At 62.6% G+C, this 23,057-nt stretch carries 25 protein-coding genes; 10 read left to right on the top strand and 15 right to left on the bottom strand.

Annotation, left to right across the window (positions count from 1 at the left end; genetic code table 11):
- Positions 1-70 precede the first annotated feature (70 nt).
- Positions 71-1,636: an ATP-binding protein gene (locus KW830_RS06490; protein ID WP_066534753.1), complete on the bottom strand. Its 1,566-nt coding sequence runs from the start codon at positions 1,634-1,636 to the stop codon at positions 71-73.
- A 9-nt stretch (positions 1,637-1,645) separates the two neighbouring features.
- Positions 1,646-2,323 (bottom strand): response regulator, encoded by a 678-nt coding sequence (locus tag KW830_RS06485; RefSeq protein WP_218332536.1) that lies wholly within the window; start codon positions 2,321-2,323, stop codon positions 1,646-1,648.
- A gap of 260 nt (positions 2,324-2,583) precedes the next feature.
- Between KW830_RS06485 and KW830_RS06480 the strand changes: the two genes are divergently transcribed.
- Positions 2,584-2,880: a YkvA family protein gene (locus KW830_RS06480; protein WP_066534748.1), complete on the top strand. Its 297-nt coding sequence runs from the start codon at positions 2,584-2,586 to the stop codon at positions 2,878-2,880.
- Positions 2,881-2,932: 52 nt separating this feature from the next.
- Here KW830_RS06480 and KW830_RS06475 read toward each other — a convergent pair whose 3' ends face one another.
- On the bottom strand, positions 2,933-3,778 hold the full coding sequence (locus tag KW830_RS06475) for a type 1 glutamine amidotransferase (RefSeq protein WP_218332535.1): 846 nt from the start codon (positions 3,776-3,778) through the stop codon (positions 2,933-2,935).
- Between the two features lie 266 nt (positions 3,779-4,044).
- Between KW830_RS06475 and KW830_RS06470 the strand changes: the two genes are divergently transcribed.
- Both KW830_RS06470 and KW830_RS06465 read left to right on the top strand, forming a co-directional pair.
- Positions 4,045-5,736, top strand: a complete 1,692-nt coding sequence (locus KW830_RS06470; protein ID WP_218332534.1) for a VRR-NUC domain-containing protein — start codon at positions 4,045-4,047, stop codon at positions 5,734-5,736.
- The gene (locus KW830_RS06465; protein WP_218332533.1) at positions 5,733-8,243 is read left to right on the top strand and encodes an ATP-dependent DNA helicase; all 2,511 of its coding nucleotides are present in this window, start codon (positions 5,733-5,735) and stop codon (positions 8,241-8,243) included. The genes KW830_RS06470 and KW830_RS06465 overlap by 4 nt, the downstream gene beginning before the upstream one ends.
- Before the next feature lie 309 nt (positions 8,244-8,552).
- Here the strand turns inward: KW830_RS06465 and KW830_RS06460 are convergent, their stop codons facing one another.
- The 3 genes from KW830_RS06460 to KW830_RS06450 all read right to left on the bottom strand — a co-directional run bounded on the left by KW830_RS06460 (position 8,553) and on the right by KW830_RS06450 (position 9,883).
- Positions 8,553-8,747, bottom strand: a complete 195-nt coding sequence (locus KW830_RS06460) for a hypothetical protein (protein ID WP_218332532.1) — start codon at positions 8,745-8,747, stop codon at positions 8,553-8,555.
- 170 nt (positions 8,748-8,917) lie between these two features.
- Entirely contained in the window at positions 8,918-9,103 is a 186-nt protein-coding gene (locus tag KW830_RS06455; RefSeq protein WP_218332531.1) for a hypothetical protein, read from the bottom strand.
- 423 nt (positions 9,104-9,526) lie between these two features.
- Positions 9,527-9,883: a PRC-barrel domain-containing protein gene (locus KW830_RS06450; RefSeq protein WP_218332530.1), complete on the bottom strand. Its 357-nt coding sequence runs from the start codon at positions 9,881-9,883 to the stop codon at positions 9,527-9,529.
- Positions 9,884-10,170: 287 nt separating this feature from the next.
- Here KW830_RS06450 and KW830_RS06445 point away from each other — a divergent pair, with 287 nt between their 5' ends.
- Both KW830_RS06445 and KW830_RS06440 read left to right on the top strand, forming a co-directional pair.
- Positions 10,171-10,593, top strand: coding sequence for a hypothetical protein (locus tag KW830_RS06445; protein ID WP_218332529.1), 423 nt, complete (start codon positions 10,171-10,173; stop codon positions 10,591-10,593).
- A gap of 165 nt (positions 10,594-10,758) precedes the next feature.
- The gene (locus KW830_RS06440; RefSeq protein WP_172591818.1) at positions 10,759-11,052 is read left to right on the top strand and encodes a YqjD family protein; all 294 of its coding nucleotides are present in this window, start codon (positions 10,759-10,761) and stop codon (positions 11,050-11,052) included.
- Between the two features lie 134 nt (positions 11,053-11,186).
- On the opposite strand, the gene KW830_RS06435 is transcribed toward KW830_RS06440, so the two are convergent.
- Positions 11,187-11,513: a BON domain-containing protein gene (locus KW830_RS06435; protein WP_083520355.1), complete on the bottom strand. Its 327-nt coding sequence runs from the start codon at positions 11,511-11,513 to the stop codon at positions 11,187-11,189.
- A 31-nt stretch (positions 11,514-11,544) separates the two neighbouring features.
- The gene (locus KW830_RS06430; RefSeq protein WP_083520354.1) at positions 11,545-11,709 is read right to left on the bottom strand and encodes a DUF1328 domain-containing protein; all 165 of its coding nucleotides are present in this window, start codon (positions 11,707-11,709) and stop codon (positions 11,545-11,547) included.
- Positions 11,710-11,961: 252 nt separating this feature from the next.
- On the opposite strand from KW830_RS06430, the gene KW830_RS06425 reads away from it, so the two are divergent.
- Positions 11,962-13,050 carry an SDR family oxidoreductase gene (locus KW830_RS06425; protein ID WP_255578117.1) on the top strand — a complete coding sequence of 363 codons (1,089 nt, stop codon included), beginning with the start codon at positions 11,962-11,964 and terminating at the stop codon, positions 13,048-13,050.
- Between the two features lie 100 nt (positions 13,051-13,150).
- On the opposite strand, the gene KW830_RS06420 is transcribed toward KW830_RS06425, so the two are convergent.
- From KW830_RS06420 to KW830_RS06400, 5 genes are all read right to left on the bottom strand, one after another.
- Positions 13,151-13,483, bottom strand: a complete 333-nt coding sequence (locus KW830_RS06420; protein WP_218332528.1) for a four-helix bundle copper-binding protein — start codon at positions 13,481-13,483, stop codon at positions 13,151-13,153.
- Positions 13,484-13,638: 155 nt separating this feature from the next.
- Positions 13,639-15,729 (bottom strand): catalase, encoded by a 2,091-nt coding sequence (locus tag KW830_RS06415; protein WP_218332527.1) that lies wholly within the window; start codon positions 15,727-15,729, stop codon positions 13,639-13,641.
- Between the two features lie 471 nt (positions 15,730-16,200).
- Positions 16,201-16,629 (bottom strand): VOC family protein, encoded by a 429-nt coding sequence (locus tag KW830_RS06410; RefSeq protein WP_218332526.1) that lies wholly within the window; start codon positions 16,627-16,629, stop codon positions 16,201-16,203.
- A 22-nt stretch (positions 16,630-16,651) separates the two neighbouring features.
- A complete protein-coding gene (locus KW830_RS06405; protein ID WP_255578116.1) occupies positions 16,652-17,320 on the bottom strand; it encodes a carboxymuconolactone decarboxylase family protein in 669 nt (222 codons plus the stop codon).
- Between the two features lie 104 nt (positions 17,321-17,424).
- The gene (locus KW830_RS06400; RefSeq protein ID WP_218332525.1) at positions 17,425-18,000 is read right to left on the bottom strand and encodes a cupin domain-containing protein; all 576 of its coding nucleotides are present in this window, start codon (positions 17,998-18,000) and stop codon (positions 17,425-17,427) included.
- Positions 18,001-18,123: 123 nt separating this feature from the next.
- Here KW830_RS06400 and KW830_RS06395 point away from each other — a divergent pair, with 123 nt between their 5' ends.
- Complete coding sequence (locus KW830_RS06395) at positions 18,124-19,020, top strand: LysR family transcriptional regulator (RefSeq protein WP_218332524.1); 897 nt, start codon at positions 18,124-18,126, stop codon at positions 19,018-19,020.
- A gap of 72 nt (positions 19,021-19,092) precedes the next feature.
- On the opposite strand, the gene KW830_RS06390 is transcribed toward KW830_RS06395, so the two are convergent.
- Positions 19,093-19,731 (bottom strand): CDGSH iron-sulfur domain-containing protein, encoded by a 639-nt coding sequence (locus KW830_RS06390; protein WP_218332523.1) that lies wholly within the window; start codon positions 19,729-19,731, stop codon positions 19,093-19,095.
- A 324-nt stretch (positions 19,732-20,055) separates the two neighbouring features.
- On the opposite strand from KW830_RS06390, the gene KW830_RS06385 reads away from it, so the two are divergent.
- A complete protein-coding gene (locus tag KW830_RS06385; RefSeq protein WP_218332522.1) occupies positions 20,056-20,577 on the top strand; it encodes a thioredoxin domain-containing protein in 522 nt (173 codons plus the stop codon).
- A gap of 202 nt (positions 20,578-20,779) precedes the next feature.
- Positions 20,780-21,376 carry a hypothetical protein gene (locus tag KW830_RS06380; protein WP_218332521.1) on the top strand — a complete coding sequence of 199 codons (597 nt, stop codon included), beginning with the start codon at positions 20,780-20,782 and terminating at the stop codon, positions 21,374-21,376.
- A gap of 186 nt (positions 21,377-21,562) precedes the next feature.
- Here the strand turns inward: KW830_RS06380 and KW830_RS06375 are convergent, their stop codons facing one another.
- Positions 21,563-22,153: a flavin reductase family protein gene (locus tag KW830_RS06375; protein WP_370626099.1), complete on the bottom strand. Its 591-nt coding sequence runs from the start codon at positions 22,151-22,153 to the stop codon at positions 21,563-21,565.
- 669 nt (positions 22,154-22,822) lie between these two features.
- On the opposite strand from KW830_RS06375, the gene KW830_RS06370 reads away from it, so the two are divergent.
- Positions 22,823-23,053, top strand: a complete 231-nt coding sequence (locus tag KW830_RS06370) for a hypothetical protein (RefSeq protein ID WP_192333202.1) — start codon at positions 22,823-22,825, stop codon at positions 23,051-23,053.
- The last annotated feature ends 4 nt before the right edge of the window (positions 23,054-23,057 follow it).

The raw sequence follows: 23,057 nt of genomic DNA, 5'->3' as shown, positions 1-23,057 counted from the left end.
TGGCGTCTCCTGCAAAGATGCCGAAGAGGTATCTGGGGGCGCCAGAGTGACAGATATTGCCCCTGGCGCTTCAGGCCGCGCGGTGTGCCACCCGCTGCAGCGGCAGCGACAAGGTCGCGACCAATCCCGGTGCGTCCGGAGCCAGGTGCAACTGGCCGCCAACGCTTTCGGCGATGCGCTGCACGATGGTCAGGCCCAGGCCGCTGCCCTGGGTGGCTGATGTCTTGCGCCAAAAGCGCTGCAGGGCCTGGGCGCATTCCTCGGCGCTCAATCCAGGGCCATGGTCCCGCACCTGGATCTGCAAGGTGGCGGTGGCAGTGCTGGCACAGGCCTCCACCCCTGTCGTGCCCGCCGTTCCGTGGCTTGTTGTGCCATGGGCCGGGTCGAGCCCTTCATCAACGCCATCGGTATCGCCAGCTGTACCCGTGCCGGCAGGCTGCAGGCTCAGTTGCAGGGTGATGGGTTGCTCGCCCAGGTGGTGGCGCAGGGCGTTGTCTACCAGGTTGGTGACGGCGCAGGTCAGCAGGGCGGGGGCCAGCGGCAGCTCCCAGTCGTGCAGTGCGGCGGGTTCCAGGTCGGTCTGCAGCCTGGGCGTGGGGGTGTCGCCCTTGTTGGCGCGCTGCAGCGATTGGCGGCAGGCCAGGTGCAGGGCCTCGGCGATGGCAGTACCCTCCGTGCTGGGGGGCGTGCCGGTGCTGGCGCTTTCCACGCGGGCCAGTTGCAGCAGCTGTTCCAGTGTGGCGTGCATGTGGTCAATGCCTTCACTGGCCTGCTTCAGAGCCTGGCTGGCGGGGTTGCCCGGGCTGCCTGGGCCGGGTGGTGCGTGGCGTTCCAGCACCAGCTGTGCCACCTGCACATGGGTTTTGATGGCGGTCAGCGGGGTGCGCAGCTCGTGGGCGGCGTCGGCCGTCCAGCGGCGCTCGTGCTCGATGGCGCGGTTCATGCGGCCCAGCAATTGGTTCAGGCTGCCCACCAGCGGGGCCAGCTCGGCCGTGTCCTGGCCGGTCTGCACGGGCGAAGGGTCCTGGGGTGGGCGGTGCTGCAGCTCTTCCCCCAGGCGGTGCAGCGGCTCCAGACCCAGGGTGCAGATCCACCAGGTCAGCAGCACCACGCCGGCCAGGGCCAGCACAAAGGGCACCACCAGGGTATAGACAAAGGATTGCACCAGCTGTTCGCGCACGTCCAGCCGGTCGGCGGTGGCAATGCGGATGCCGTTTTCCTCCAGCACATAGGTGCGCCAGGATTTACCGCCTTTTTCAATGCTGCCAAAGCCGGAGCGGGTGAGCGGGGTGAAGTCGGGGCTGTTGCTGGTCTTGGCCAGCGGCAGGATGTCCACCTCGCTGCGCACCAGGCTGACCTCGCAGGCCACGCCGTCGCGGGCAATCACCGACAGCAGGGCGTTGTTAGCGGGTGTGATGGCATCCACCTGCGCCGGCTGGAACTGGTGGACGATGCCCGACACCATGCGGGCGCTGGCGATCAGCCGGTCGTCCAGCATGGTGCGCAGCTCACGCTGCATGGTGGGAAACATCCAGGCCGCCACGCTGCCCCACAGCACGCACAGCGTCAGGCTCAGTCCCAGCACCAGGCGCAGGCGCAGGCTGGTGGGGGCCGGGGAGCGGCGCAACAGTTTCATGCCGGATCCTCAGAGACCGGGCTGGCAGTAGCGCGCGCCCAGCCGAAAGCCGATGCCGCGCACGGTGTCGATGATGTCGCTGCCCAGTTTCTTGCGCAGATGGTGCACATGCACATTCACCGTGTTGCTGCCCACATCCAGGTCAAAGCCGTACAGGCTGTCGTGCAGCTGGGCCAGGTTCAGAACCCGGCCTCGGGATTGCAGCAGCGCCGCCAGCAGCGCCCATTCGCGGCGGGACAGCTCCACCAGCTGACCGTTGCGCCAGACCTCTCCGGTGCCGGTGTTGACCTGGCAGTCGCCCAGCGCCATCAGATCGGTGGCACGGCCGCCGGCCCGGCGCAGCAGGGCGTGCAGTCGCAGCACCAGCTCCTGCAGGTCGAAGGGCTTGGTCAGGTAGTCGTCGGTGCCGGTCTGAAAGCCGGCCACCTTGTCTTCGATGGTGCCGCGCGCAGTCAGTATCAGCACCGGCAGCTGCAGGCCGGCGGCGCGCCAGCTGCGCAGCAGGGCCAGGCCGTCACCGTCGGGAAGGCCCAGGTCCAGCACGCAGGCGTCGAAATGGCCGGCGGTCAGATGGCGGTCGGCCAGGGCCAGATTGGGGGCAATGTCGCAGGCAAAGCCGTGCAGCTCCAATCCGGCCTTGATGCCACTGGCCACCAGGCTGTTGTCTTCCACGATCAGTATGTGCATGCCGCTGCCCCTGCGCGCCCGCGCGCACAAAAAAACCAGTGATTCTATAAATGCAGGGTTATCGCAGTATTAAGGGCGGGGTGCGGGGGCGGAATCTGGAAGCGAGTTAAGTGGCCGGTGCGGTGGCGCCCTTGCTGCTACACCCTGCAGCAATTGCAGGCGGCGGCAGCCTTGTCATCTTCCAAACTGTCCGCATGTGAAGGACGGGTTGCGTGGCATGTCGCTGCGGGACCGTCTGCCGGGGGAAAGAAAGGTCTGCCATGTGGAAGCTGGGTCGTCTGCTGTCGGTGTTTCGCAAGGAGCTGCGGCTCGCCTGGGCGGTGCTGCGGGATCCGCGTGCGCCCAAGGCTGCCAAGCTGGCCACGGTGCTGGCAGCGTTGTACGTGGTCAGTCCTGTGGATTTTGTATCGGACTTCATCCCCGTCCTAGGCTGGCTGGATGACGGTGTGATCGCCTATCTGCTGCTGCAGCTGGCCTTCAAGTTCCTGCCGCCCGAGCTGCTGGCCACGCTGCGGGCCCGGGTGGGGCAGCGCAGCCCCGGCAAGGCCACGCCCTGAGGCCAGGCGGCGCGTGCCTGCGCCCCCCTGGTGTTCCGCTTTATCGACGTGATCAGCCCACGGCGCGCGCCAGGATGGCTTTGGTCTGCTGTGCCAGCGGTGCCTGGTACTGTAGTGTCAGCTCGGGGCCGGGTTGGATCCGTCCGGGTTGGGTGGCCGTGGCAGGCGCGCCCGGCAGAGCCCCCAGCTGAAACAGCGCTGGCCGGTCCAACTGCTCTGCCCAGGCGCTGTAGGTGCGCCGCGCCGTGGCGTGCAGCAGCGCCAGGTGCTGGGGGAGCTGGGCCAGAATCTGCGGTGCGCGCTGCACGGCGGGGCCGGGGGCGCGGCGCAGTTCGTCCTGGCCTTCGCTGCACCAGGCGCGGACACTGTCCTCCGTGACTTCCAGGTGGCCCTGGAACGCCCAGTGGCGGCCATGCACAAAGCCCTTGTTCAGACAGAACGCGCCGTACATGCTGCGCGAGGCGCCTTGGGGCAGCTCGAACGTGTCGTAGTGCCAGTTGAACAGCGTGATCCGGGGCGGCAGCTGCATCAGGTCCTGCGCCTGGCGCGTGACCCATACGTTGCTCCAGCCGATGTTGGGGCAGGGATTGCGCCACACCCGCGCACCCATGGCGCGTGCCAGCATCTGTGCGCCAAAGCAGTGGCCCAGCACGGGCACATCGTGCGCCAGCGCGTTCTGCAGCAGGCAGCGCTCCTGTTCGATCCAGCGCAGCTGTTCGTTGGCACAGTGGTTGCTGCCCAGCACCACCACCCCGCGGTAATCCGCCGCCCGCACCGGCGCGTGGCCTTCCTGGCAGGGACTGATCAGTTCACAGGCAATGCCTTGCTGTTGCAAATGTTCCCAAAGCACCCCGGGGCCTTGTGCGGCTTCGTGCTGGAGGATGGCGACTGGTTTCATACGTCAATTGGCTGGGTGCTCCAGCCTGTGGTGGCGATGGCTGAAATCTAGGCATTCGGGCATCAAGCCCGTGTCGGGATTGCGCAGTAGGCCATCAAGATGGTGTCAAGCTGGCGCGGCCAGGCAGAGGGGCCGCAGGCCTTGCGCCAGGCCTGTCTTGCCCATGGCCCTGCTGGCGCGGTAGGCATTGGCCGGGCAGAGGTGATGAATCTGTATAAAAATACAGTTGCCTAACCGTTCCCGCCACTTTCTGTCATTTCCCGCCCGTGACTGCGCCGCAGCCTGCTGCCTTCCCGCCCCATCGCCTGTATTACCTGCACAACTTTCAGCGTGCGCTGAACTGGTTGGGGCAGCGCTATGGGGACCTGCTGGGTGAAGAGGAGGCCGGCTTTCTGGCTGGATTTGCCCTGCTGCCGGAGCCCACGCAGGCTCTGCTGGTGCGCATGGTGATGCGCAAGGGGCCGTGGTTTCGGGCCAGCAAGCTGGTGTATGCGGAAATCGGCGACAGTGCCCAGGCGGCCGTACCGCTGTTGCAGATGGGCTGGCTCAGCACTTCTGAGCCCATGGCGCTGGGTGAACTGTTTGGCCTGCACACCAAGTCCGAGCTGCTGGACATCTTGAAAGGCGCCGGGTTGGCGGCCACGTTGCGCAAGGCCGACATGCTGGCCGCGCTGGACGGGCAGACTGACCCTCAGCCCTATGCCGCCTGGCACCCCCAGGCCACGGACCCCGTTTGGCGCGTGATGGTGGGTGAGGTGTGTGAGCGGCTGCGGCTGATGTTCTTTGGCAACCTCCACCAGGACTGGTCGGAGTTTGTGCTGTCCGATCTGGGCATCTTCCGCTATGAAGCTGTGGCGCTGGATGCCGCCTCACGCGCTTTCCAGAGCCGTGCCGATGTGGACTTCTACCTGGCCATTTCCACCAGCCGCCAGGCACTGGATGCAGGGGGCGATGCCGGGGCGCTGCTGCAGTCGCTTGGGCAGCTTGAAAGCCCCCACCGCTGGCTGAACCAGCGCCGCGCCAAGCTGCTGCTGCGCCTGGGGCAGGCATGCGAGCGGGCGCAGGACTGGGAAAACGCTGCCCAGGCCTACACCGCCAGCGCCTACCCCGGCGCCCGCCACCGGCATATCCGCGTGCTGGAGCATATGCAGTGCTTCGGACAGGCCCTGGACCTGGCGGCCCAGGCCCAGACGGAACCTGAAAGTGAAGAGGAATCCCAGCGCGTGGCCCGCATGCTGCCGCGCTTGCGCCGCAACGCGGGCCTGGGCGGAGCCCCCCGCCAGGCTGCGTTGGCTCCGGCCGTGGCTGCGCTGTGCAGCGAGGTTGTGCTGGCGCGGCCAGCCCAGCCGGTGGCCGTGGAGTACGCATTGCGCGACCACTGGCACCGCGGCGAGGCACCGGTGTTCTATGTGGAGAATGCGCTTATCAACTCGCTGTTCGGCCTGCTGTGCTGGCCGGCGATTTTCGCGCCGCTGCCGGGCGCGTTCTTTCACCCCTTCCAAAGTGGACCGGCCGATCTGGGAGCCCCCGACTTCGTGGCCCGCCGCCAGCCCCTGTTCGATGCCTGTCTGGCCGAGCTGCAAGATGGCCGTTACCGCAGCACCATCCGCGGTCGTTTTGCCGGCAAGGCGGGCACGCAGTCGCCCTTTGTCTTCTGGGGCACGCTGAGCGACGCGCTGCTGGAGCTGGCGCTGGACTGCATTCCCGCCGCCCACCTGCAGCGGCTGTTTGACCGCCTGCTGCGGGATGTGAAGGCCAACCGCACCGGCTTTCCCGATCTGGTGCGTTTCTGGCCTGACCGCGCAGAGGGCGCAGGACGCTACGAACTGGTGGAAGTCAAAGCGCCGGGCGACAAGCTGCAGGACAACCAGATCCGCTGGCTGGACTATTGCGCCGCCCACGGCATTCCCGCGCGCGTCTGCCATGTGCAGTGGCAGGGGATTGGCGAAGGCGCATGAGCGACGCCGCTGCCCCGCCGACGGTGGCCGTGCGAGCGTTGTGCGAGTTCACAGCCCGCACGGGTGATCTGGATCTGCGCTTCACCCCGGCGCCCAGTGCGCTCGAAGGCATGGAGGGCCATGCCGTGGTGCAGCAACGCCGACAGGTCCAACCGGACAGCAGATATGAAGCCGAGGTCGCGCTCAGTGGCCAGTTTGAAGGCCTGCAGGTGCGCGGCCGGGCCGATGGCTTTGATGCGGCGGCGCAGCAGCTGGAAGAAATCAAGACCTACCGCGGCCCGCTGGACGCGGTGCGCCCCCACCACCGCGCATTGCACTGGGCCCAGGCCAAGGTCTACGGCCATCTGCTGTGCCAGGCACGCGGACTGGCGCGGTTGAACGTGGCGCTGGTGTATGTGCACACGCCCTCTCTGCAGGAAACGGTGCTGGTGCAGGACTGTAGTGCCGACGAGTTGCAGCAGTTTTTTGCCATGCACTGCCGCCGCTACCTGGACTGGGCGCGCAGCGAAGCAGGGCACCGCCAGCAGCGCAATGCGGCGCTGGCGGCAGCGGCCTTTCCCATGGCGGCGTTTCGCACCGGGCAGCGGCAACTGGCGGTGGCGGTCTACCGCACGGCCCGCAGTGCCGGTGGGGGCCGTTGCCTGATGGCCCAGGCCCCCACCGGCATTGGCAAGACGCTGGGCACCATCTTTCCCATGCTCAAGGCCATGGCGGGGCATGGCGCAGCCAGCGCTTCGAGCACTTGCAGCGGGTTGGACAAGCTGTTTTTCCTGACCGCCAAAGGCACGGGCCATGGGCTGGCATTGCATGCGCTGGAGCACATGCAGACGGCATTGGCCCAGGGACAGCACGAACCGTTGCGGGTGCTGCAAATGCGTGCGCGCGACACCAGTTGCGAGCACCCGGACAAAGCCTGCCACGGTGAGTCCTGCCCGTTGGCGCAGGGTTTCTTCGATCGACTGCCAGCGGCACGGGCTGAGGCCGTGGCCCTGTCCGCATCTGCGGAGCCGGTGCTCTGGGATGGCTCCACCGTGCGCCAGGTGGCGCTGCAGCATGGCATCTGCCCCTACTACCTGTCGCAAGAGCTGGCACGCTGGGCCGATGTGGTGGTGGCCGACTACCACTACTTCTACGACAGCGCTGCCATGCTGTATGCCCTGGCGCAGCAGCAGGGCTGGCGTGTGGGGGTGCTGGTGGACGAGGCCCACAACCTGCTGGAGCGCGCCCGCAGCATGTACACCGCACCGCTGTCGCAGTTTGATCTGGCGGCCGCCCGCCGCTCGACCACTTCAGCCACGGGGGCCGTCAAGAAAGCGCTGGATGCGCTGCAGCGCCAGTGGAATGCGCTGAACAAGGCGCAAGCCGTCCTGCCGCAGCGGGCAACGGATTCCGAAGCCGATGGGGCGTCCGGTGCACAGAGCCTGCCGCTGTTTGCCCAGGCGGCCGCGCAGACCGTGTCCGGCCTCCGTGAGCCCCGCCACACCGCCAGCCACACGGCCTACCAGAGCTATGCCGCCATCCCCCCCGCGTTGCTGGCGGCCGTGCAGCGTGCCATCGGGGCGATTGCCGATGTGCAGGCTGACCAGGCTTTGCCTGCTGGCGACCCGGTGCTGACGCTGTACTGGGCCTTGCTGCATTTTCAAGCCCTGGCCGAACAGTTTGGTCCGCATGCGCTGTTCGATGTGCAGCTGGCGCCGCCGCTGCTGGCACGCGGCGGGCAGCCACGCACACCGGTTTCCACGCTGTGCATACGCAATGTCGTCCCCGCACCGCACCTGGCTGCGCGCCATGCTGCGGCCCAGGCCACGGTGCTGTTTTCCGGCACGCTCAGTCCGCCGCAGTTCTACCGTGATCTGCTGGGGCTGCCGGCCGACACCGCCTGGCTGGAGGTGGACGCGCCGTTCGCCGCCCACCAGCTGCAGGTGCGCATTGCCCGCCACATCTCCACACGCTGGCGCGACCGCGAGGCATCGCTGGCGCCCCTGGCCGACCTGATCGCCCGGCAGTACGCCGGCCAGCCCGGCAACTATCTGTGCTTTGTCAGCAGCTTCGACTACCTGCAGCGCGTGGCTGCCAGCCTGCAGCGCCTGCACCCGCAGCTGCCGTTGTGGCAGCAGGAGCGCAGCATGGACGAAGCCGGGCGTGCGGCCTTTCTGGAGCGTTTTGTCGAAGGCGGGCAGGGGGTGGGCCTGGCCGTGCTGGGCGGCGCCTTTGCTGAAGGGGTGGACCTGCCTGGCACCCGCCTGATTGGTGCTTTTGTCGCTACGCTGGGGCTGCCCCAGGTCAATCCCGTCAATGAGGCCATGCAGCGCGCCATGGATGCCGCCATGGGTGCCGGGCGGGGCCATGACTACACCTACCTTTACCCCGGCTTGCGCAAGGTGGTGCAAGCCGCTGGCCGCGTGATCCGTACCGAGCAGGACCGGGGCGTGGTGGTGCTGGTGGATGACCGCTTCCAGCGCGCCGAGGTCAGGGCCTTGCTGCCGTCATGGTGGCGGGTGGAGTGAGCCACAGGAGCTCCAGCTCTGGTCAGGAAGTTCTGGGAATACAGCCGACGCGCTTGCGCCATTGCAAGAGATATTTGTTGGCGCGGCTGTTCCCTGGCACGACCTACCTGGCTAATTTTTAGGCGAATCCGGCATCACTGTGCGCTTGGATTCAGGGTCCTGGGGAATGTCTGGTTCGGTGTCTGGCGAGAATGGCGGATGGGGCGGATCATCGCCATCCTTCTCCTGCTCGGGGTATGGCTTGCCAACGGGATCCATTTCTTCGTCCTCGGGAAATGAGGGCTTGCGTGTGCTTGGTGTAGCCATACCTCACTCCTGGTTGTTTTTCCCGGACTTCGGTGCATGCACAGAAGGGGGGCTTCCCTTGGGCACGGATTGGGGGCCGGTATTGGGCTTGCGGTGTTGCTCGGCGATGATGGTCGGTTCGGCCGCTATACCTTCTCCGGGCGCGCGCTTCGGCGAACGATGCTGGCTGGCATCGGTGCTGCTGGTTTTCGTTGACATATTTGCCTCCTTCCTGAGAGCCGCTCACACCACCCCATACCCTGTTTCAGCTTTGTCGTACGAAGTGCGCTGCCAGCGGCTTTGTGCCCCGTCTCGGTTGCAAACCTGCGGTTCGAGGGGGACGTGTTGGCCACTCTGAGAAGCCGGCCCGGCCGGCTGCCGGGCAAAAATTAGCGCTGAGGCTGGTTTGGCTGGTCCTGCCCAGGTTGCTGGCGATTCGGGTTTTGCTGCTGCTGTTGGTCAGAGGGCTTTTGTCCAGGCTGTTGCTGACCAGGCTGCTGTTGGTTGGGGTTCTGCTGTTGATGTTGGTCAGGTTGCTGTTGATTGGCATTTTGCTGATGGGGTTGCTGCGACATGTCTTGAGCTCCTTCGGGTGAAACAACAGGTCGGGGTGACCTGCCTGTCCGTCAGCATGGAGCGCTGGCAGCAACTGATCTGTAGTCACAATCTGACAATGCGCTTCAGTTATGTAAGTGGATGCTCTTGGTTTATGCATTGGTATGCCTATAAGGGATTGAGTGCGCTTCTCACAGGTTGAGGTGCTTTGTAGACTTCTCTTACGTCAACGCTTTCATGCTCGGGTTCTAGGTGCCGTTCCTGGTGCGTCGTTGCCCGTCTTACCGTACGGGTTGCAGTGCTTGCGGTCTCAAGCTCCTTGTCTTGATTGAGTCCTGCTGCTCACCGGGCCGTGCTAGCCGTTCTAAGTGGACTGTGAAAAATGGATGACCAATGAAAAAAGCCCGCAAATGCGGGCTTCGGTATTCGGCGTTTCAGATAATTTACAGGTATGGAACTCCGTAATAGTCATTCACACGGCGGCGGTTTTCATCGGTGTAATCCCATTCCATACCGCGCGTATAACTTGGAGCGTCTTCCAGTTGTTCCTTGCTTACAGAGACAACGTAGCCGCCCATATTGGGTTCGTACTTCAGGCTGCTCCAGGGAATAGGGTAATTGTCGGTACCTATTCCCAGGAAGCCGCCAAATTCCATCACGGCGTAACGGACTTGGCCGCTGATCTTGTCGATCATCAGAGAGTCAATCGAGCCGAGCTTTTCGCCATTGGGGTTATAGACATTGGTCCCATTGACCTTGTCGGAGGAAATGATGCTCGATGCAGTATTGGGTGTAACCATGGCTATCTCCTAGAGGGGTTTACACACAAACGCTGAGGAAATGCGATGCCATCAAGGTGGCGATGCGAGGTGCGGACAATGTTGTGGAGAGAGCAATTTCTCTCTATTGATCCGCTTCAGCGCTTGGTACTTGCGAAGCAGAATGGCTTCTGGGTACAGATTAGGTCGCTCGTCGACGATAGGGAGTAGTCGATAGGTGTGCAGGACTGTAGGATCAGCACCTGCTCAAACCTGTCCAATGATATAACCATCTTTCGGCTGTAACTTATTGCATGGAAATGCGTGAAATGATCTCTGTCGTTTGGAAAAATAGTTCTCATACAGAAAAAATGAAGGGCTGTGAGCGCTGCAGCTATTGGGAGAAATGGGTGAAATTAATGCGGAAATTTTTTACAACCATTTTTCTTGCATGGGTCTGTGGAGCATCAGCGCAGGCAGACGGTGAGCCTGCAATCAATGAGGCACTTCTGCGCAATGCGTTGGGCGAAAGACTGAGTGGTACGGAAAGCGCCGAATTGAGGGCGCTGGAAATCATTGAAAGCAAAAAAGAGAAGGGCGATTTTCAGATATGTGGTGAAATAAAGGTGGGTGACAGCGGCACTTATACGCCTTTTCTGGTGTACATCGTCAATATGGAAAAGTACTCTGTGCTGGATATTTCGCCCAATGCGCGCAAACTGTGCACATTGGTCAAGAACGGAGATGTCTAAAGTTGCACAGCGCTCCTCGCACAAAGCATTGGCGGGGAGGTGGTGTACTCAGCCACTGTTTCATTTGGCTGCGCTTGTATCAGTCAAGGTTGTGATCGACCTACATCCATGGCGTGGCATTGGACGTACTCTGTACAGACTGTTCACCACACGAAGGAGTACACAATGAAGTTGTTTTCCCCGAATGCATCGACCATTCAGCGCGACCTGACCCGCCTGCTGCAAGACACGGGTGACGTGCTTGCCGCGCGCGCCAAAGAGGAACCCAAGTTGAAGGAGGCGGTGCAGTTCCTGGATCGTGGACTCAGTCGCGCTCGAAATGCGGCCAACGGAGCCGTGGATTATTCGAGGGATGTTGCTCGCAACACCGATGACTATGTCCATGATTCACCATGGCAGGCCATTGGCGGTGCATTGGCCGTGGGGGTTGTCATCGGCATGCTTTTGACCAGACGGTAAGTCCCACTCTGGTGTTGAATTTTTGTGAATAGAAAAGCCCGCATCATGCGGGCTTTTCTCTATATCGTGACCACAGACCGTATTCAGGTCCATGTGGTGCGAATGTTAATAAAGAATTTTATGGACGTGTGAGATTAAGGGCGAACCACAATGCTGTTCCTCACCCCCATAACACCTTTGGTGTTGCGTGTGATGGATTCTGCTCGATCTTTTTCTGCCTGGCTTTTGGCAAAGCCGGAGAGCTGAACTACACCCTTCATGGTTTCCACGCTGATGGAGGTGGCAGCAACAGTTTTATCCTCTGCAAATTTTGCCTTCACCGCTGTGGTGATGCCAGAGTCATCCATATAGGACCCAACGCTTTGTTGATTGCGGGCCACAGAGCAGCCAGTGACAGCCAAAACACCAGAGCTGAGTGCAATGGCGACAATCAGGGCGCGAGATGTGTTGCTTGCTTTCATGACGATTCCTTTCTGGGTTGGATGTCGGAAGTTATTTCTTGTTGATCAAACTTACGACGAATGTAATTACCGCAATCGCGATAAAGACAAAGAAGAGAATTTTCGCAATATCCACTGCACCTGCTGCGATCCCGCCAAATCCCAAAACGGCAGCGATCAGTGCAATGACCAAGAAAATAACAGCATAACGTAGCATGTTTGCCTCCTGTACTTAATTTTTATGCTGGGACGAAGAAAATATTTGTAAGGTTATTCAATAAATAGATGAAAGATATGGACTACACCATACGGAATTATCAGCCTGAGATCACTGTAATCAATATTACATTTACGCCTGCATAGTTCTTATAATAGATCTTCAAGTATGAAAATAATTGAATTTTCAAAGCAATAGCATTAGTGCGAATTTTATCAACCTTGCTTGGTTAATAGGCGTTGACGCAAAGACATGAAAGGAATCACCGCGATGAAAGACCCAAACAAGTGGAAAAAATCTGAGCGACCTGCCGATGCCGATGCCGATGCCGATGCCGATGCCGATGCCGATGCCGATGCCGATGCCGATGCCGCTGTGCAACGCCAACAAGTTATTCAGGCGACGCAGGATGCAGATGACCGCCAGGCTCCCACACGTAATGCGCGTGCAAAGCCAAAAGCCAAAGGCGCTCCAGGTCCGGGGCATGCCGAGCCGGCGCCTCCGTTGCCATCGCAGACGCTTGCCAAGCCAGGGCTGCAGGCCGACATGCCACTGCAGCCTCGGAGCCTTGCCAAGGACTATCGTGGCAGCGGCAAATTGGAAGGCAAGGTGGCAATCATTACAGGGGGCGATTCAGGCATCGGTCGGGCGGTCGCGATTCTCTTTGCACGCGAAGGTGCCCACGTCGCCATTGCCTATCTGAACGAAGACGAGGATGCCCAAGAAACCTGCCGCCTGGTGGAAGCCGAAGGTGGCACATGCCTGCCCATCTCGGGGGACGTACAAGATGCCGCATTTTGCGAGGGTATGGTTGCCAAGGCGGTAGCGAAGTTCGGCGGCATCAATGTGTTGGTAAATAACGCTGCTTTTCAGGAGCATGCCGAACACATCGAAGACATCACGGAGCAGCGACTCGAAGAGACTTTCAAGACGAACGTCTTTGGCTACTTTCATATGGTCAAAGCCGTGCTGCCTCATCTTGGTCAGGGCGACTGCATTATCAACACCGGTTCTGTGACAGGCCTTCGCGGCAGTAAGAACCTCTTGGACTATTCGGCCACGAAGGGCGCAATCCATGCGTTCACCAAGGCGCTTGCAAGTAACCTGGCCGAGCGCAATATCCGCGTGAATGCCGTCGCACCAGGTCCTGTCTGGACGCCGCTCAATCCTGCGGACAAAACAGCCGAAGACGTGGTGCAGTTTGGGGCCAAAACCGACATGCGGCGACCCGCACAACCTGAAGAAATCTCGCCGGCCTATGTTTTCCTGGCGTCTCAAGCGTGTTCCAGCTACATCACCGGCGTTGTGCTTCCCATCACAGGAACGGCTGCAGAAGGCTGAAATTGGGCTATCCAGCACTCCAGCCACCGCAAAGGCACGACCGTCCGTGCCGCATGCCTTTGCGTCGTGTGGTGCTGGCTTAAAGCCGGGCAGCTTGGCCTCAATTGACCATTGCCTGGCAGGCTTTAGCGCAGTGCTTGCATGCGTCAGCACACTGCTGGCAATGGTCATGTGCATGCTGCGAGCATTCGTTCGCACAAGCCAGGCAGACTTCGCTGCACACACGGCAAAAATGCCGAGCCATTTCACTGTCGCGGGCCATCGCATGCGCTGCAAGGCTGCAGATGGCTGCGCAATCGGTGTCGAGTGCAATGCAGCGCCGCATCATTTTCACGTCGTCTTCCTTGAGGCAAGCAGCCAGGCAGGCATTGCAGGCGGCAGCACAAGCGTTGCATGCGTCGATACAAGCCTGATATCGGGTGTGAATATTCATTGCTCAATCTCCAGTTCTCTGTTGACGATGCGATCCAGAGCCGCAGAAACTCTGTTCCATCCGATCTATTCGGCCCTGCCAGTGGTGCCAAGACCGAGCGCACGGTGACTCCGTAACCACTGGTGGAAGGCGCTGGCAGGGCCTGTACATCTCGTTCACGCAAGACTGCGCAATGCGGGCTCACGTTCCCAAAAGCGAGATACCGCGGCCTTCACAAACGCTTTGGTGTCACTCGGGTCCACTACGCCGGCGTCGGGCTTTACTCCAGCAGCGTCAAGGATGGCGTGTGTGCCCTTGCAGGCTGCGATAGCTTTAAGGTGACCAAAGGCATCGCGAAACCAGTTCTGCGCTGCCGCATGCTTGGCCAGTTTTTTGCCAGACTCCAGCGGGATGATGGAAGCCACCGCATCAAACTGGGCGGAGGGCGATCCGGCCAGTTGCCCATCGATGGCGGCTTCTTTGCCATCACTCAGCGTGATGCCACCCAGGCGCGGGGCAATCAACTTGACGCTGGCCTTGGCTGCCTCCAGCGCCTTGCGCATCGCGGCAACGGACTCGGCATTCGACCCTTCATCCACCAAAATGGCGACGCAGCGGCCTTCCAGCGTGTGCTTCATTCGGTCGATGATGCGGGTGGCCGGGCTGACCGGCAGGTCCTGCACGGGGACGGCGGGCTGCACTGCATCAGGCACCGGCGACAGGCCCAAGCCCTTGGCCACGCGCTGGCCCAGTTCCTCGTCAATCACGCGCAGCTGGCTGACCACCGCGCTGCGCACATGGGGTGTCTGCACCTTTGAAAGCTCAAAAACCAAGGCGCTGGCGATGTGGGCCTGCTCCAGGGCACTTTGGCTGCGGAAGAACATGCGTGCCTGGCTGTAATGGTCCGCGAACGATTCGGGGCGTACACGGCCTTTGCTGCCTACCGCAGCTTCGGCAAATGAGCGAGAGCCCTGAGCCAGCGAAGCACGCGGGCTGTCGGGTTGCAGGCTGGACGGTTCATAGGCCACGCGACCCTTGGGTACTTGCATTTGCATATGTCCGTCGCGCTGGTGATGGGCGAAGGGACATTTCGGCGCATTGATGGGGATTTGCGCAAAATTGGGCCCACCCAGGCGCGAGAGCTGCGTATCCAGATACGAGAACAAGCGGCCTTGCAACAGCGGGTCGTTGGAGAAATCGATGCCTGGCGGCACGTTGGCTGGGCAGAAGGCCACCTGTTCGGTCTCTGCAAAGAAGTTGTCGGGCCAGCGATTGAGTACAAAACGGCCGATTTTTTGCAGCGGCACAATTTCTTCCGGAATGATTTTGGTGGGGTCAAGGTGGTCATAGGGCAGTTTGCTGGCCTGCTCCTCGGTGAACAGCTGCACGCTCAGCTCCCAGGCAGGCGCTTGGCCGGCCTCCAGGGCTTCAAACAGGTCGCGGCGATGGAAGTCGTTGTCGGCGGCTTGCAGCGCCAGCGCTTCGTCCCACACGGTGGACTGGATGCCCAATTCGGGTCGCCAGTGGAACTTGACAAAGGTGCTGTCGCCCTGGGCGTTGATCAGCCGGAAGCTGTGCACACCAAACCCTTCGATGGTCCGCAGGCTGCGGGGGATGGTGCGGTCGCTCATGATCCACATCACCATGTGCATGGACTCGGGCATCAGCGAGATGAAATCCCAGAACGTATCGTGGGCCGAGGCCGCCTGCGGAAAGCCGCGATCGGGCTCCATCTTCACCGCGTGTACAAGATCTGGAAACTTCATCGCATCCTGGATGAAGAACACTGGCACGTTGTTTCCGACCAGATCCCAGTTGCCTTCGTTGGTATAGAACTTGATGGCGAAACCACGCACGTCGCGCGGAGTGTCCACGGAGCCAGCACCGCCGGCCACGGTGGAAAAGCGCACGAAGATGGGTACCTTCTTGCCCGTTTCGGTGAGCACTTGAGCCGTGGTGTATTTGGCCAGGGACTGACTCAACTCGAAGTAGCCGTGGGCCCCAGTGCCACGGGCGTGGACGATGCGCTCGGGGATGCGCTCGTGGTCGAAGTGGGTAATCTTCTCGCGAAGGATGAAGTCTTCGAGAAGGCTGGGCCCACGCTCATAGGCCTTGAGAGAGTTCTGGTTGTCAGGGACCGGGATGCCTTGCTGGGTCGTCATCGCCGGGTGGATGCCCCCGGCTTGCTGCTGCAGCTCGCCGGCATTCCCGCGTAGGTCGGTCACTGACGGCTTGGCACTGCTCTTTTTCGCTGCTGGCTTGGTCATACAAACTCCTTTGCTGGTGGGAGCTGTTAACTATGCAGCGCTGAGCTGTCAGCGGGGTAGGCGTGGGGGAGGCATTGCTGGGGGCGATTGGACTACAAAGGGGCTCCTGGAGTTCTCGTCCCTCAATGGTCCCTGTGAGCCCTCCGCACCGAATCGGCCAGAGTTGTGCAGCTGGTTTAACGCTCCTGTTTCCATCAGCACAGCAGTCTTGATGCACTGTTGGCGCTACTTCGAACAGATGGCTTCTGGCAAGCCAAGCCAATCCAATCCGGAAAGCAAGCGCGCCGTTGGCAATCGCTGGCCGTATGACCCGCGCCGGGCATCACTGGGGCGGGTGGTGCCAGTGGATGACCGTTCTCAGCGCGCAGATGCGGTCACCGCTGCCACCATGGTGGCGGGTGGCGGGTGGCGGGTGGCGGGTGGCGGGTGGCGGGTGGCGTGGAACGCTGGAATGGCCTTCACGGGTCCGCGCTAGAAATCGATCACCACCGATGGTGCGCTGCGCCGGGCCTCGCCGTGGTACACGGCTTCGATGTTGTTGCCATCGGGGTCCAGCACAAAGGCCGCGTAGTACCCAGGGTGGTAGGGCCGCTCGCCCGGAGGGCCGTTGTCGCGTCCGCCATGCGCCAGCGCCGCTCGGTGAAAGGCCTCCACCATGGCCTGGTTTCTGGCCTGGAAAGCCAGGTGGCAGCGGCCTGTCAGCACCCCCAGCGCGGCCGGGCTGCCGGCCGAGGACACCACCAGTTCGTCCGCCCAGAAGAAATCATCACTGGTGCCGATGATGGGGATCTCCAGCACAGCCAGGACGGCGGTGTAGAAGTCCTGGCTGGCTTGGAGGTCGCTCACCACCAACTGGATGTGGTCGATGAGGCGTCCGCGGTGCAGTTGGTTGGTTTCCATGGTCATCCTTTCACGCTCAATGTCAGGGTTGCAAGCGCAGTTGCCGGGCCAGCGCCGCCTGTGCGCGCGCCCCGGAAGCAGCATCGACCTGGCGGGTCATTACCTGCACCACCTGCTGCAGCTGGCTGGGCGTCAGTCCGGTGTTCAGGCTGATGCGCATATGGGCCTGCAATTGGCTGTCGACACCGGGCATGGCCGCCAGCATGCCGACGGTGGCGATTTCGCGGCTTTGCCAGTCCAGGTTGTCACGCGCAAAGATGTCGCCGAACAGGTGTGATTTTAGGAACACATCGATGGCCGGTGCAAAGTCAAACAGCGGGCCGGTGACCGGGCCTCCGGCAAGCCGGGTCTGGTTGGCGGTGCCCAGTGCCAGCAGGGCGTCGCCGGTGGGGACCACTCCGGGCTCTTGGCCCGCGGCGTCTTGCACGCCGCGCTGCCTGCGGGCATCAACCAGCTGCATCAGCTCACCCAGGGCATTCAGACTGCGTGGAAAGCCGGCATAGGCATAGACCTGCACCAGCAGCTCCTTGGCCTCCTGGATCGACATGCCGGCATCCAGCGCCTGCTCCAGTGCGGTGCGAAGTCGGGGCATGTCGCCCACTGCCGCCCAGGCGGTGACAGGCGCTATGGCCAACTGGCGGCCCGTCAGGCTGGTGCTGGGGGGCGCGTGCTGGGTGGTGGTTGGTTGCATGGAGGTCTCCTGTGCGTGGGAGGGGCTGGCCGATAGCGCCAGCACGGTGCCCAGCGCCATGACCAGCGGGGTTGCATGCGGGCGGGGAGTGGGGTGGTGGCGCTTCATGGTGCAGCGGTGCCGTGGTTTGTGCCCGCAGTGGCAGCAGCGATGGTGTCGGCACTCTGGTGCGTCTGTGCTTCTCGGTACTGTGCGTCGGTGACGTGCTCCATCCAGTCCACATTCTTGCCGTCGCTGTCGGCCGGAGTGACGGCCAGGTGCGTGAGCGCCGTGAACAGGCCCGCACCATGCCAGTGTTTGATGCCCGGCGGGCACCACACCACATCGCCCGGCTGGATGCGCTGGGCGGGCTTGCCCCATTCCTGGGTCAGTCCCACGCCGCCTGTCACCACCAGGTACTGGCCCTTGGGGTGGGTGTGCCATGCCGAGCGGGCCCCGGGTTCGAAGGTGACGTAGGCACCGGAAGCGTTGACCTGTTCGTTGGCGGCATACAGCGGGTCAATGCGTGCCCGGCCCGTAAAGAACTGGGCAGGCCCTGCCATGGCGTGCTGGCTGCCTGCTGCTGCAATGCGCTGGGCCGTCGGCAGGACGGCGGAAGCAGCAGCGGCGGCCGGGGCGGGCTCTGCGCTGGCCAGTGTGCTCAGGCCTGTGGCCAGCAAGGCAGTGGCAATGGGTTTCATGGAGCGCTCCTTTCTTAGTGCGGTCTGCGTGCAAACCTTGAAATCGTGCGATTCACTGTAGAAGGCGCTGGCTTGATTGAATAGACGGCAAAATCTGCATGAACTAGTGAAACTGACTCAACAATGATGTCCGAGAACCTGAATGACCTGCAGGCCTTTGTTGCCGTGGCGCGTGCGCAGAGCTTTACCAAGGCGGCGGCGCAGATGGGACTGTCGCGTTCCGCGCTGAGCCACAGCATGCGGGCGCTGGAAGAGCGACTGGGGGTGCGCCTGCTCACCCGCACCACACGCAGTGTGTCGGTCACGGAGGCGGGCGAGCGCCTGCTGCACACGCTGGCGCCCCGGCTGGACGACATCGATGCAGAGCTGGCCGCGCTGGCGGCATGGCGTGACAAGCCGGCGGGCACGGTGCGGATCTCCACACACGACCACGCCATCACCACCGTGCTCTGGCCCAGGCTGGTGCCGCTGTTGCATGCCTATCCCGATATCCAGGTGGAGTTTGCGGTGGACTACGCCATGACCGATATCGTGGCCGAGCGCTTTGATGCCGGGGTGCGCTCCGGCAACCAGCTGGACAAGGACATGATTGCCGTGCGCATCAGCCCGGACCTGCGCATGGCGGTGGCGGCATCGCCGGCCTATCTGGAAGGCCGCCAACTGCCACTCAGTCCCGCTGATCTGACCGGGCACCGCTGCATCAATCTGCGCCTGCCCACCTACGGAGGGCTGTACGCCTGGGAGTTTGAAAAAGGGGGCCAGGCACTGAATGTGCGGGTGGCGGGGCAGGTCACGGTGAACAACACGTTCTGGCTGCTGCGCGCCGCACTGGATGGCATGGGGCTGGCCTATGTGCCACTGGATCTGCTGCAGCCCCATTTTGAGCAGGGCACCCTGGTCCCTGTACTCCAGGACTGGTGGCCCAGCTTCCCGGGCTATCACCTGTATTACGCCAACCGCAGGCAACCCTCGCCGGCGCTGACGCTGGTGATCGAAGCGCTTCGGATGGAGAGCCGTTGACCCCATCCCGGATCCAGTTTGGGCCCGTCATGGCTTCGGGCTGCCGGGGCATGCCGGCCGTGCCGCGCCTGTTCAATCCCCGCTGACAAATCCCGCCTTCGCATGGCTGCCGTCACAAAACGGCTTGTTCGCGGAGTGCCCGCAGCGGCACAGCCAGGTGTCGGTCACCCGGGTGATGGTGCGGCCTGTGCCGCTGACCACTTCGAGCGGGCCGCTCACCTGCAGCGGGCCGTTGGTGGTGGGGTCTATCTGCAACGGACCGTTGCGTCGGGGCAGCGGGTTGGATTCCTGTGTGGACGGCTCCCCCGTGGCGGTGAAGCCGGCGGCAGTGTGGCTGCCGTCACAGTAGGGCTTGAGCTGCGACGCGCCGCAGCGGCACAGTGTGGCGCGCAGGCCGTCGGGTCGGCCGGCCACCACCAGTTCCGCATGGAAGGCCAGCGGCCCGTTCTCGCGCACGCGCACGGTGTTGACCAGCGGCGGCAGCTCCATGGCCGTGCCGTCCGGGTGCTGGCACTGGATGGCTCCGGAGGGGCAGTTGTGTGCCAGCTCCAGCACTTCATCTGGGGTGGCACGTTCGGGGTGGATCCAGGCGCCCTTGACATTGGGCACAAACACGTCCGGGCGGTCCAGCACGCAGTGGCGCGAGTGGATGCAGCGCTGGCCGTCGAAGGTGACGGTGACGTTGGTGGAGGAAACGGTTTCGCGGCCCATGGTGAGCTCCTGTTCTGGTCGTGGGGTGTGCGCTGCCGGCCCGTCCCGCGCCATGTCGCCCGGGCAGGCGCGAGTGCACCTGTCCATCGTAGGCAGGCACGCGCTGCAGCAGGCGTAGGCCTGTGCCGCTTGCAGCCCGATGTGGCACCGGCATGCACCGGCCTGTAGCGGTGGCAGACGGATGGCGGACGGGAGTGAGGGGAAGTCCCCAAGCTCTGTGGGTGCCCGCCCATGCCAGCATGGCGGCTGTGCGGCAGGTGGGGCCTGTTGTGTTGCGCCCTGTCCCATTTTTTCCTGCTGCCGGTGTGATGGAGGAGCTGGTTCATGTCTGTACTGCAAGTCCCTGTTTCGGCCCATGACCATGTCCATGGCCCGCGTGATGCCGCCGTGGTGCTGGTGGTCTATGGCGATTACCAGTGCCCGTATTGCGGCATGGCGGAGCCGACCTTGCAGCGCATTCGCCAGGAGCTGGGTGACCGGGTGGCGGTGGTGTTCCGCAACTTTCCACTGCCCATGCATGCCCAGGCGCTGCCGGCGGCCTTGGTGGTGGAGTTCGCGGGCCAGTACGACCGTTTCTGGAAGGCGCACGACTGGCTCTACAGCCACCAGGCGACCCTGGGACCACCGCTGTACGGGCGCTTGCTGCAGACGCTGCAACTGAATGCGGAAGAACTGGGGCCGGCCATGGCCGGCGGGCACCTGGAAGCCCGCATCCGTGCCGATATCGACGGCGGGGAGCGCAGCGGGGTGGACGGCACGCCAGCCTTTTTTCTGAACGGCGAAGCCATCCATATCCAGCACAGCCATGACGAGCTGTATGAGCAGGTCTTGCGCGCGCTGCGCTAGGGGAGCCCGATACGCACGCAACCGGATGTCAGGGCTGACCGTGTGCAGGGTGATGTGGGCGGAAGACGGCTTCGTCTCAGGCGCCCCACATGGTTCGATTCCAAGGTCAAGACGCCTGCCGTGGACAGGGCTGCACTGTGGCTTTTGCCCTGGGGGCGGTCAGGCATGGCACCATGCGGGTTTTGGATCTGGAGTGAGCGATATGAAGTTCTGGCTGGCAGGGGTGCTGGGTGCCCTGGTGGTGGCAGGGTGTGCAAGCAAGCAGGCACTGGTGCCGCAGGTGCAGCAGGGTGTGGATGCCAAGGGCGTCAAGACCGTGACCGTGGCTCCCGAGAAGGTGCAATGCAGCCGCCCGCAATGCCCCACGCTGGCGGCATCCTGGACCGCCGCCAAGAAGGGGCAGGCCGTGCTGAGCATTGGCTTGCCCAACCAGCAGGCTGCAGTGACGGGGGCGGATTTCCACTTTGGCAGCGGCGAAGTGCTGCGCGTGCGTTCGCGCTCGCAGACTGCAGCCATGCAGCAAGGCTATCCGGCCACGGCGTTTGACGTACCGCTGCGCACCATGGAGCGCCTGGCCTATTCGCCACGTACCTGGGTGCGCGTCTACACCGAAGGCGGCAATGTGGATGAAACCATCAACAGCGGCGAAGAAACCAGCCGCGCCTTCACGGCCATGAACTATTTCATGGGCGGCGTGGAGGCCGCTACCGGTCAAGGCCCCAGTGCCGATGTGAACACCGGTGGGCTGATGGACCGCCTGGGCTTGGGCGAAGACAAGGACAAAGAGCGCAACCGCTAATCGCTGAGCGGTGCCGCCTTCCGCGGTGGTATGCAAACATGGCGCCCTGTGTGGGCGCTGTGTGTTTCTGGAGGGTGGTTGTGCCAACTGAAGCGATTGCCCTCACTTCAACGGCCATGCCAATGGCAATGGCACCGGGGAAGCCACTGCGCATGGCCCGCAGGGGCGACCCACAGCCGCCGCTGCTTAATCCGGCATGCTGCTGGGCAGTTGCAGGCTGTCGCCGGTGACATAGAACTGGCCACCGGCAACATAGTGCAGGGTGCGCAGGTCGTCCGGCGCGGCATCGAATTTCCAGCGACCCTGCTGGAACACGCGTTCGTCGGCCCAGGCAGCCGTCACTTCGCCAATGAACAGGTCGTAGGCCTGCTGGTTGTGCGGCTCGGGGATAAGGCGGCACACCAGCCAGCCGGCGCAGCCGGCCACCAGCGGGGCGCCGGGTGCTGCGGGCGGGCGGAACAGCTCCACGCCGTGGCGCTGCAGCTTGTCCGGGTGCTGCACGGCGCTGTCGGTGCCCACATCCAGTGTCAGCCGGGCCTGGGCGCGGGTGGGCAGCTGCAGCACGAACTGGCCGCTGGCCTCCACCAAAGCCCGGGTGCGGGTCTGCTTGTCCAGCACCACCGTTACCTTGGGCGGAGCAAAGTCCAGCGCGCAGGCCCAGGCGGCGGCCATCACGTTGGCTTCGCCCGCGTGCGCGGCCGACACCAGCACCGTGGGTCCGTGGTTCAGCAAGCGGTAGCACTTGTCCAGTGGCACGCTCTGGCAGTGGGCGGGCAGGTGCAACGGGAGATCATCAAAGGAAGTCATGGCAGTGCGGGAAAGGGCGACAAAGCCAGCAGTGTAGGCGGCTGCCACTGGTGTGCCGTGGGTGGCGGGCAGGTGCTGGAAAAAGCCCGTCTGTCAGACCGGCAGGGCAGCGCCTGGGCGCATGGAGCGCAATGGCAGGCACCATGCGGAAATGCTCCACGGTGGCGTAGCCAATTCGGAGCAGCTATCGCGCATATTCAGGAGAAGCAGGACATGGGGGACACTATGGTGGCGCCCATATCCATATGGCTGCACTGTGCCTGATCACCTGCGGGTCTATGTGCACCACGAGAATTTGTATCGAGCTGCGGAATTTTCCGTGGAATACCACAAGTCGTGCTTTTTCGCCACAGCCAGATACCTTGCACTTCATTCCAAGTTGCGCACGTTATAGTGCTTTCATGGGTTCATGCTCGGGCCTGTTTCTTCCTTGTGGTGTGCCATATAGGAGAACGGATAGATTTTCAGTTTGAAAATGGCCCCGTATGCGGTTCCGTGTTTGGAATTGCACAGCTGTAGCGAAACCAGGCAGCCAGCTCGTTGCGGTATCTGGACGGCGCACAGGCAGGGTTTGAGCGTGGCACCATTTCATGGTGCTAGACTTTTGATTTTGAAACCCCATAATCAAGGACAAGTATTTTGGATACACCCATTTTGCAAACACTCACCAGCCTGATTCCCATGATGCTGATTCAGGGGATTTATGCCATCTTTGCAGCACAAGTTGCAAAGAGAACCCAAAGAAGCGTACCGCTGTTTGTCATTCTCACCCTGATTCCATTTTTGGGCATGCTCCTGTTTGTTTACGTCATCTGGTCTACGACTTTGTACGTACTGGATTCAATCAACGAGCTCAAAGAAAAATCGTGAATGC

The sequence above is a fragment of the Comamonas sp. CMM03 genome (assembly GCF_019218715.1).
Taxonomy (GTDB): domain Bacteria; phylum Pseudomonadota; class Gammaproteobacteria; order Burkholderiales; family Burkholderiaceae_C; genus Comamonas; species Comamonas terrigena.
The sequence above is the reverse complement of the archived record's forward strand: the minus strand, read 5'-3'. Positions and strand labels throughout refer to the sequence as shown.

Excerpts from the sequence above, each read along its gene's own strand:
- KW830_RS06395 (WP_218332524.1), top strand. The coding sequence starts at position 18,124 with ATGATGTCCGAGAACCTGAATGACCTGCAGGCCTTTGTTGCCGTGGCG.
- KW830_RS06385 (WP_218332522.1), top strand. The coding sequence starts at position 20,056 with ATGTCTGTACTGCAAGTCCCTGTTTCGGCCCATGACCATGTCCATGGC.
- KW830_RS06445 (WP_218332529.1), top strand. The coding sequence starts at position 10,171 with ATGATCTCTGTCGTTTGGAAAAATAGTTCTCATACAGAAAAAATGAAG.
- KW830_RS06435 (WP_083520355.1), bottom strand. The coding sequence starts at position 11,513 with ATGAAAGCAAGCAACACATCTCGCGCCCTGATTGTCGCCATTGCACTC.
- KW830_RS06450 (WP_218332530.1), bottom strand. The coding sequence starts at position 9,883 with ATGGTTACACCCAATACTGCATCGAGCATCATTTCCTCCGACAAGGTC.
- KW830_RS06420 (WP_218332528.1), bottom strand. The coding sequence starts at position 13,483 with ATGAATATTCACACCCGATATCAGGCTTGTATCGACGCATGCAACGCT.
- KW830_RS06460 (WP_218332532.1), bottom strand. The coding sequence starts at position 8,747 with ATGTCAACGAAAACCAGCAGCACCGATGCCAGCCAGCATCGTTCGCCG.
- KW830_RS06400 (WP_218332525.1), bottom strand. The coding sequence starts at position 18,000 with ATGAAACCCATTGCCACTGCCTTGCTGGCCACAGGCCTGAGCACACTG.
- KW830_RS06405 (WP_255578116.1), bottom strand. The coding sequence starts at position 17,320 with ATGCAACCAACCACCACCCAGCACGCGCCCCCCAGCACCAGCCTGACG.
- KW830_RS06480 (WP_066534748.1), top strand. The coding sequence starts at position 2,584 with ATGTGGAAGCTGGGTCGTCTGCTGTCGGTGTTTCGCAAGGAGCTGCGG.
- KW830_RS06410 (WP_218332526.1), bottom strand. The coding sequence starts at position 16,629 with ATGGAAACCAACCAACTGCACCGCGGACGCCTCATCGACCACATCCAG.
- KW830_RS06390 (WP_218332523.1), bottom strand. The coding sequence starts at position 19,731 with ATGGGCCGCGAAACCGTTTCCTCCACCAACGTCACCGTCACCTTCGAC.
- KW830_RS06415 (WP_218332527.1), bottom strand. The coding sequence starts at position 15,729 with ATGACCAAGCCAGCAGCGAAAAAGAGCAGTGCCAAGCCGTCAGTGACC.
- KW830_RS06485 (WP_218332536.1), bottom strand. The coding sequence starts at position 2,323 with ATGCACATACTGATCGTGGAAGACAACAGCCTGGTGGCCAGTGGCATC.
- KW830_RS06440 (WP_172591818.1), top strand. The coding sequence starts at position 10,759 with ATGAAGTTGTTTTCCCCGAATGCATCGACCATTCAGCGCGACCTGACC.
- KW830_RS06430 (WP_083520354.1), bottom strand. The coding sequence starts at position 11,709 with ATGCTACGTTATGCTGTTATTTTCTTGGTCATTGCACTGATCGCTGCC.
- KW830_RS06475 (WP_218332535.1), bottom strand. The coding sequence starts at position 3,778 with ATGAAACCAGTCGCCATCCTCCAGCACGAAGCCGCACAAGGCCCCGGG.
- KW830_RS06425 (WP_255578117.1), top strand. The coding sequence starts at position 11,962 with ATGAAAGGAATCACCGCGATGAAAGACCCAAACAAGTGGAAAAAATCT.
- KW830_RS06380 (WP_218332521.1), top strand. The coding sequence starts at position 20,780 with ATGAAGTTCTGGCTGGCAGGGGTGCTGGGTGCCCTGGTGGTGGCAGGG.
- KW830_RS06465 (WP_218332533.1), top strand. The coding sequence starts at position 5,733 with ATGAGCGACGCCGCTGCCCCGCCGACGGTGGCCGTGCGAGCGTTGTGC.
- KW830_RS06490 (WP_066534753.1), bottom strand. The coding sequence starts at position 1,636 with ATGAAACTGTTGCGCCGCTCCCCGGCCCCCACCAGCCTGCGCCTGCGC.
- KW830_RS06455 (WP_218332531.1), bottom strand. The coding sequence starts at position 9,103 with ATGTCGCAGCAACCCCATCAGCAAAATGCCAATCAACAGCAACCTGAC.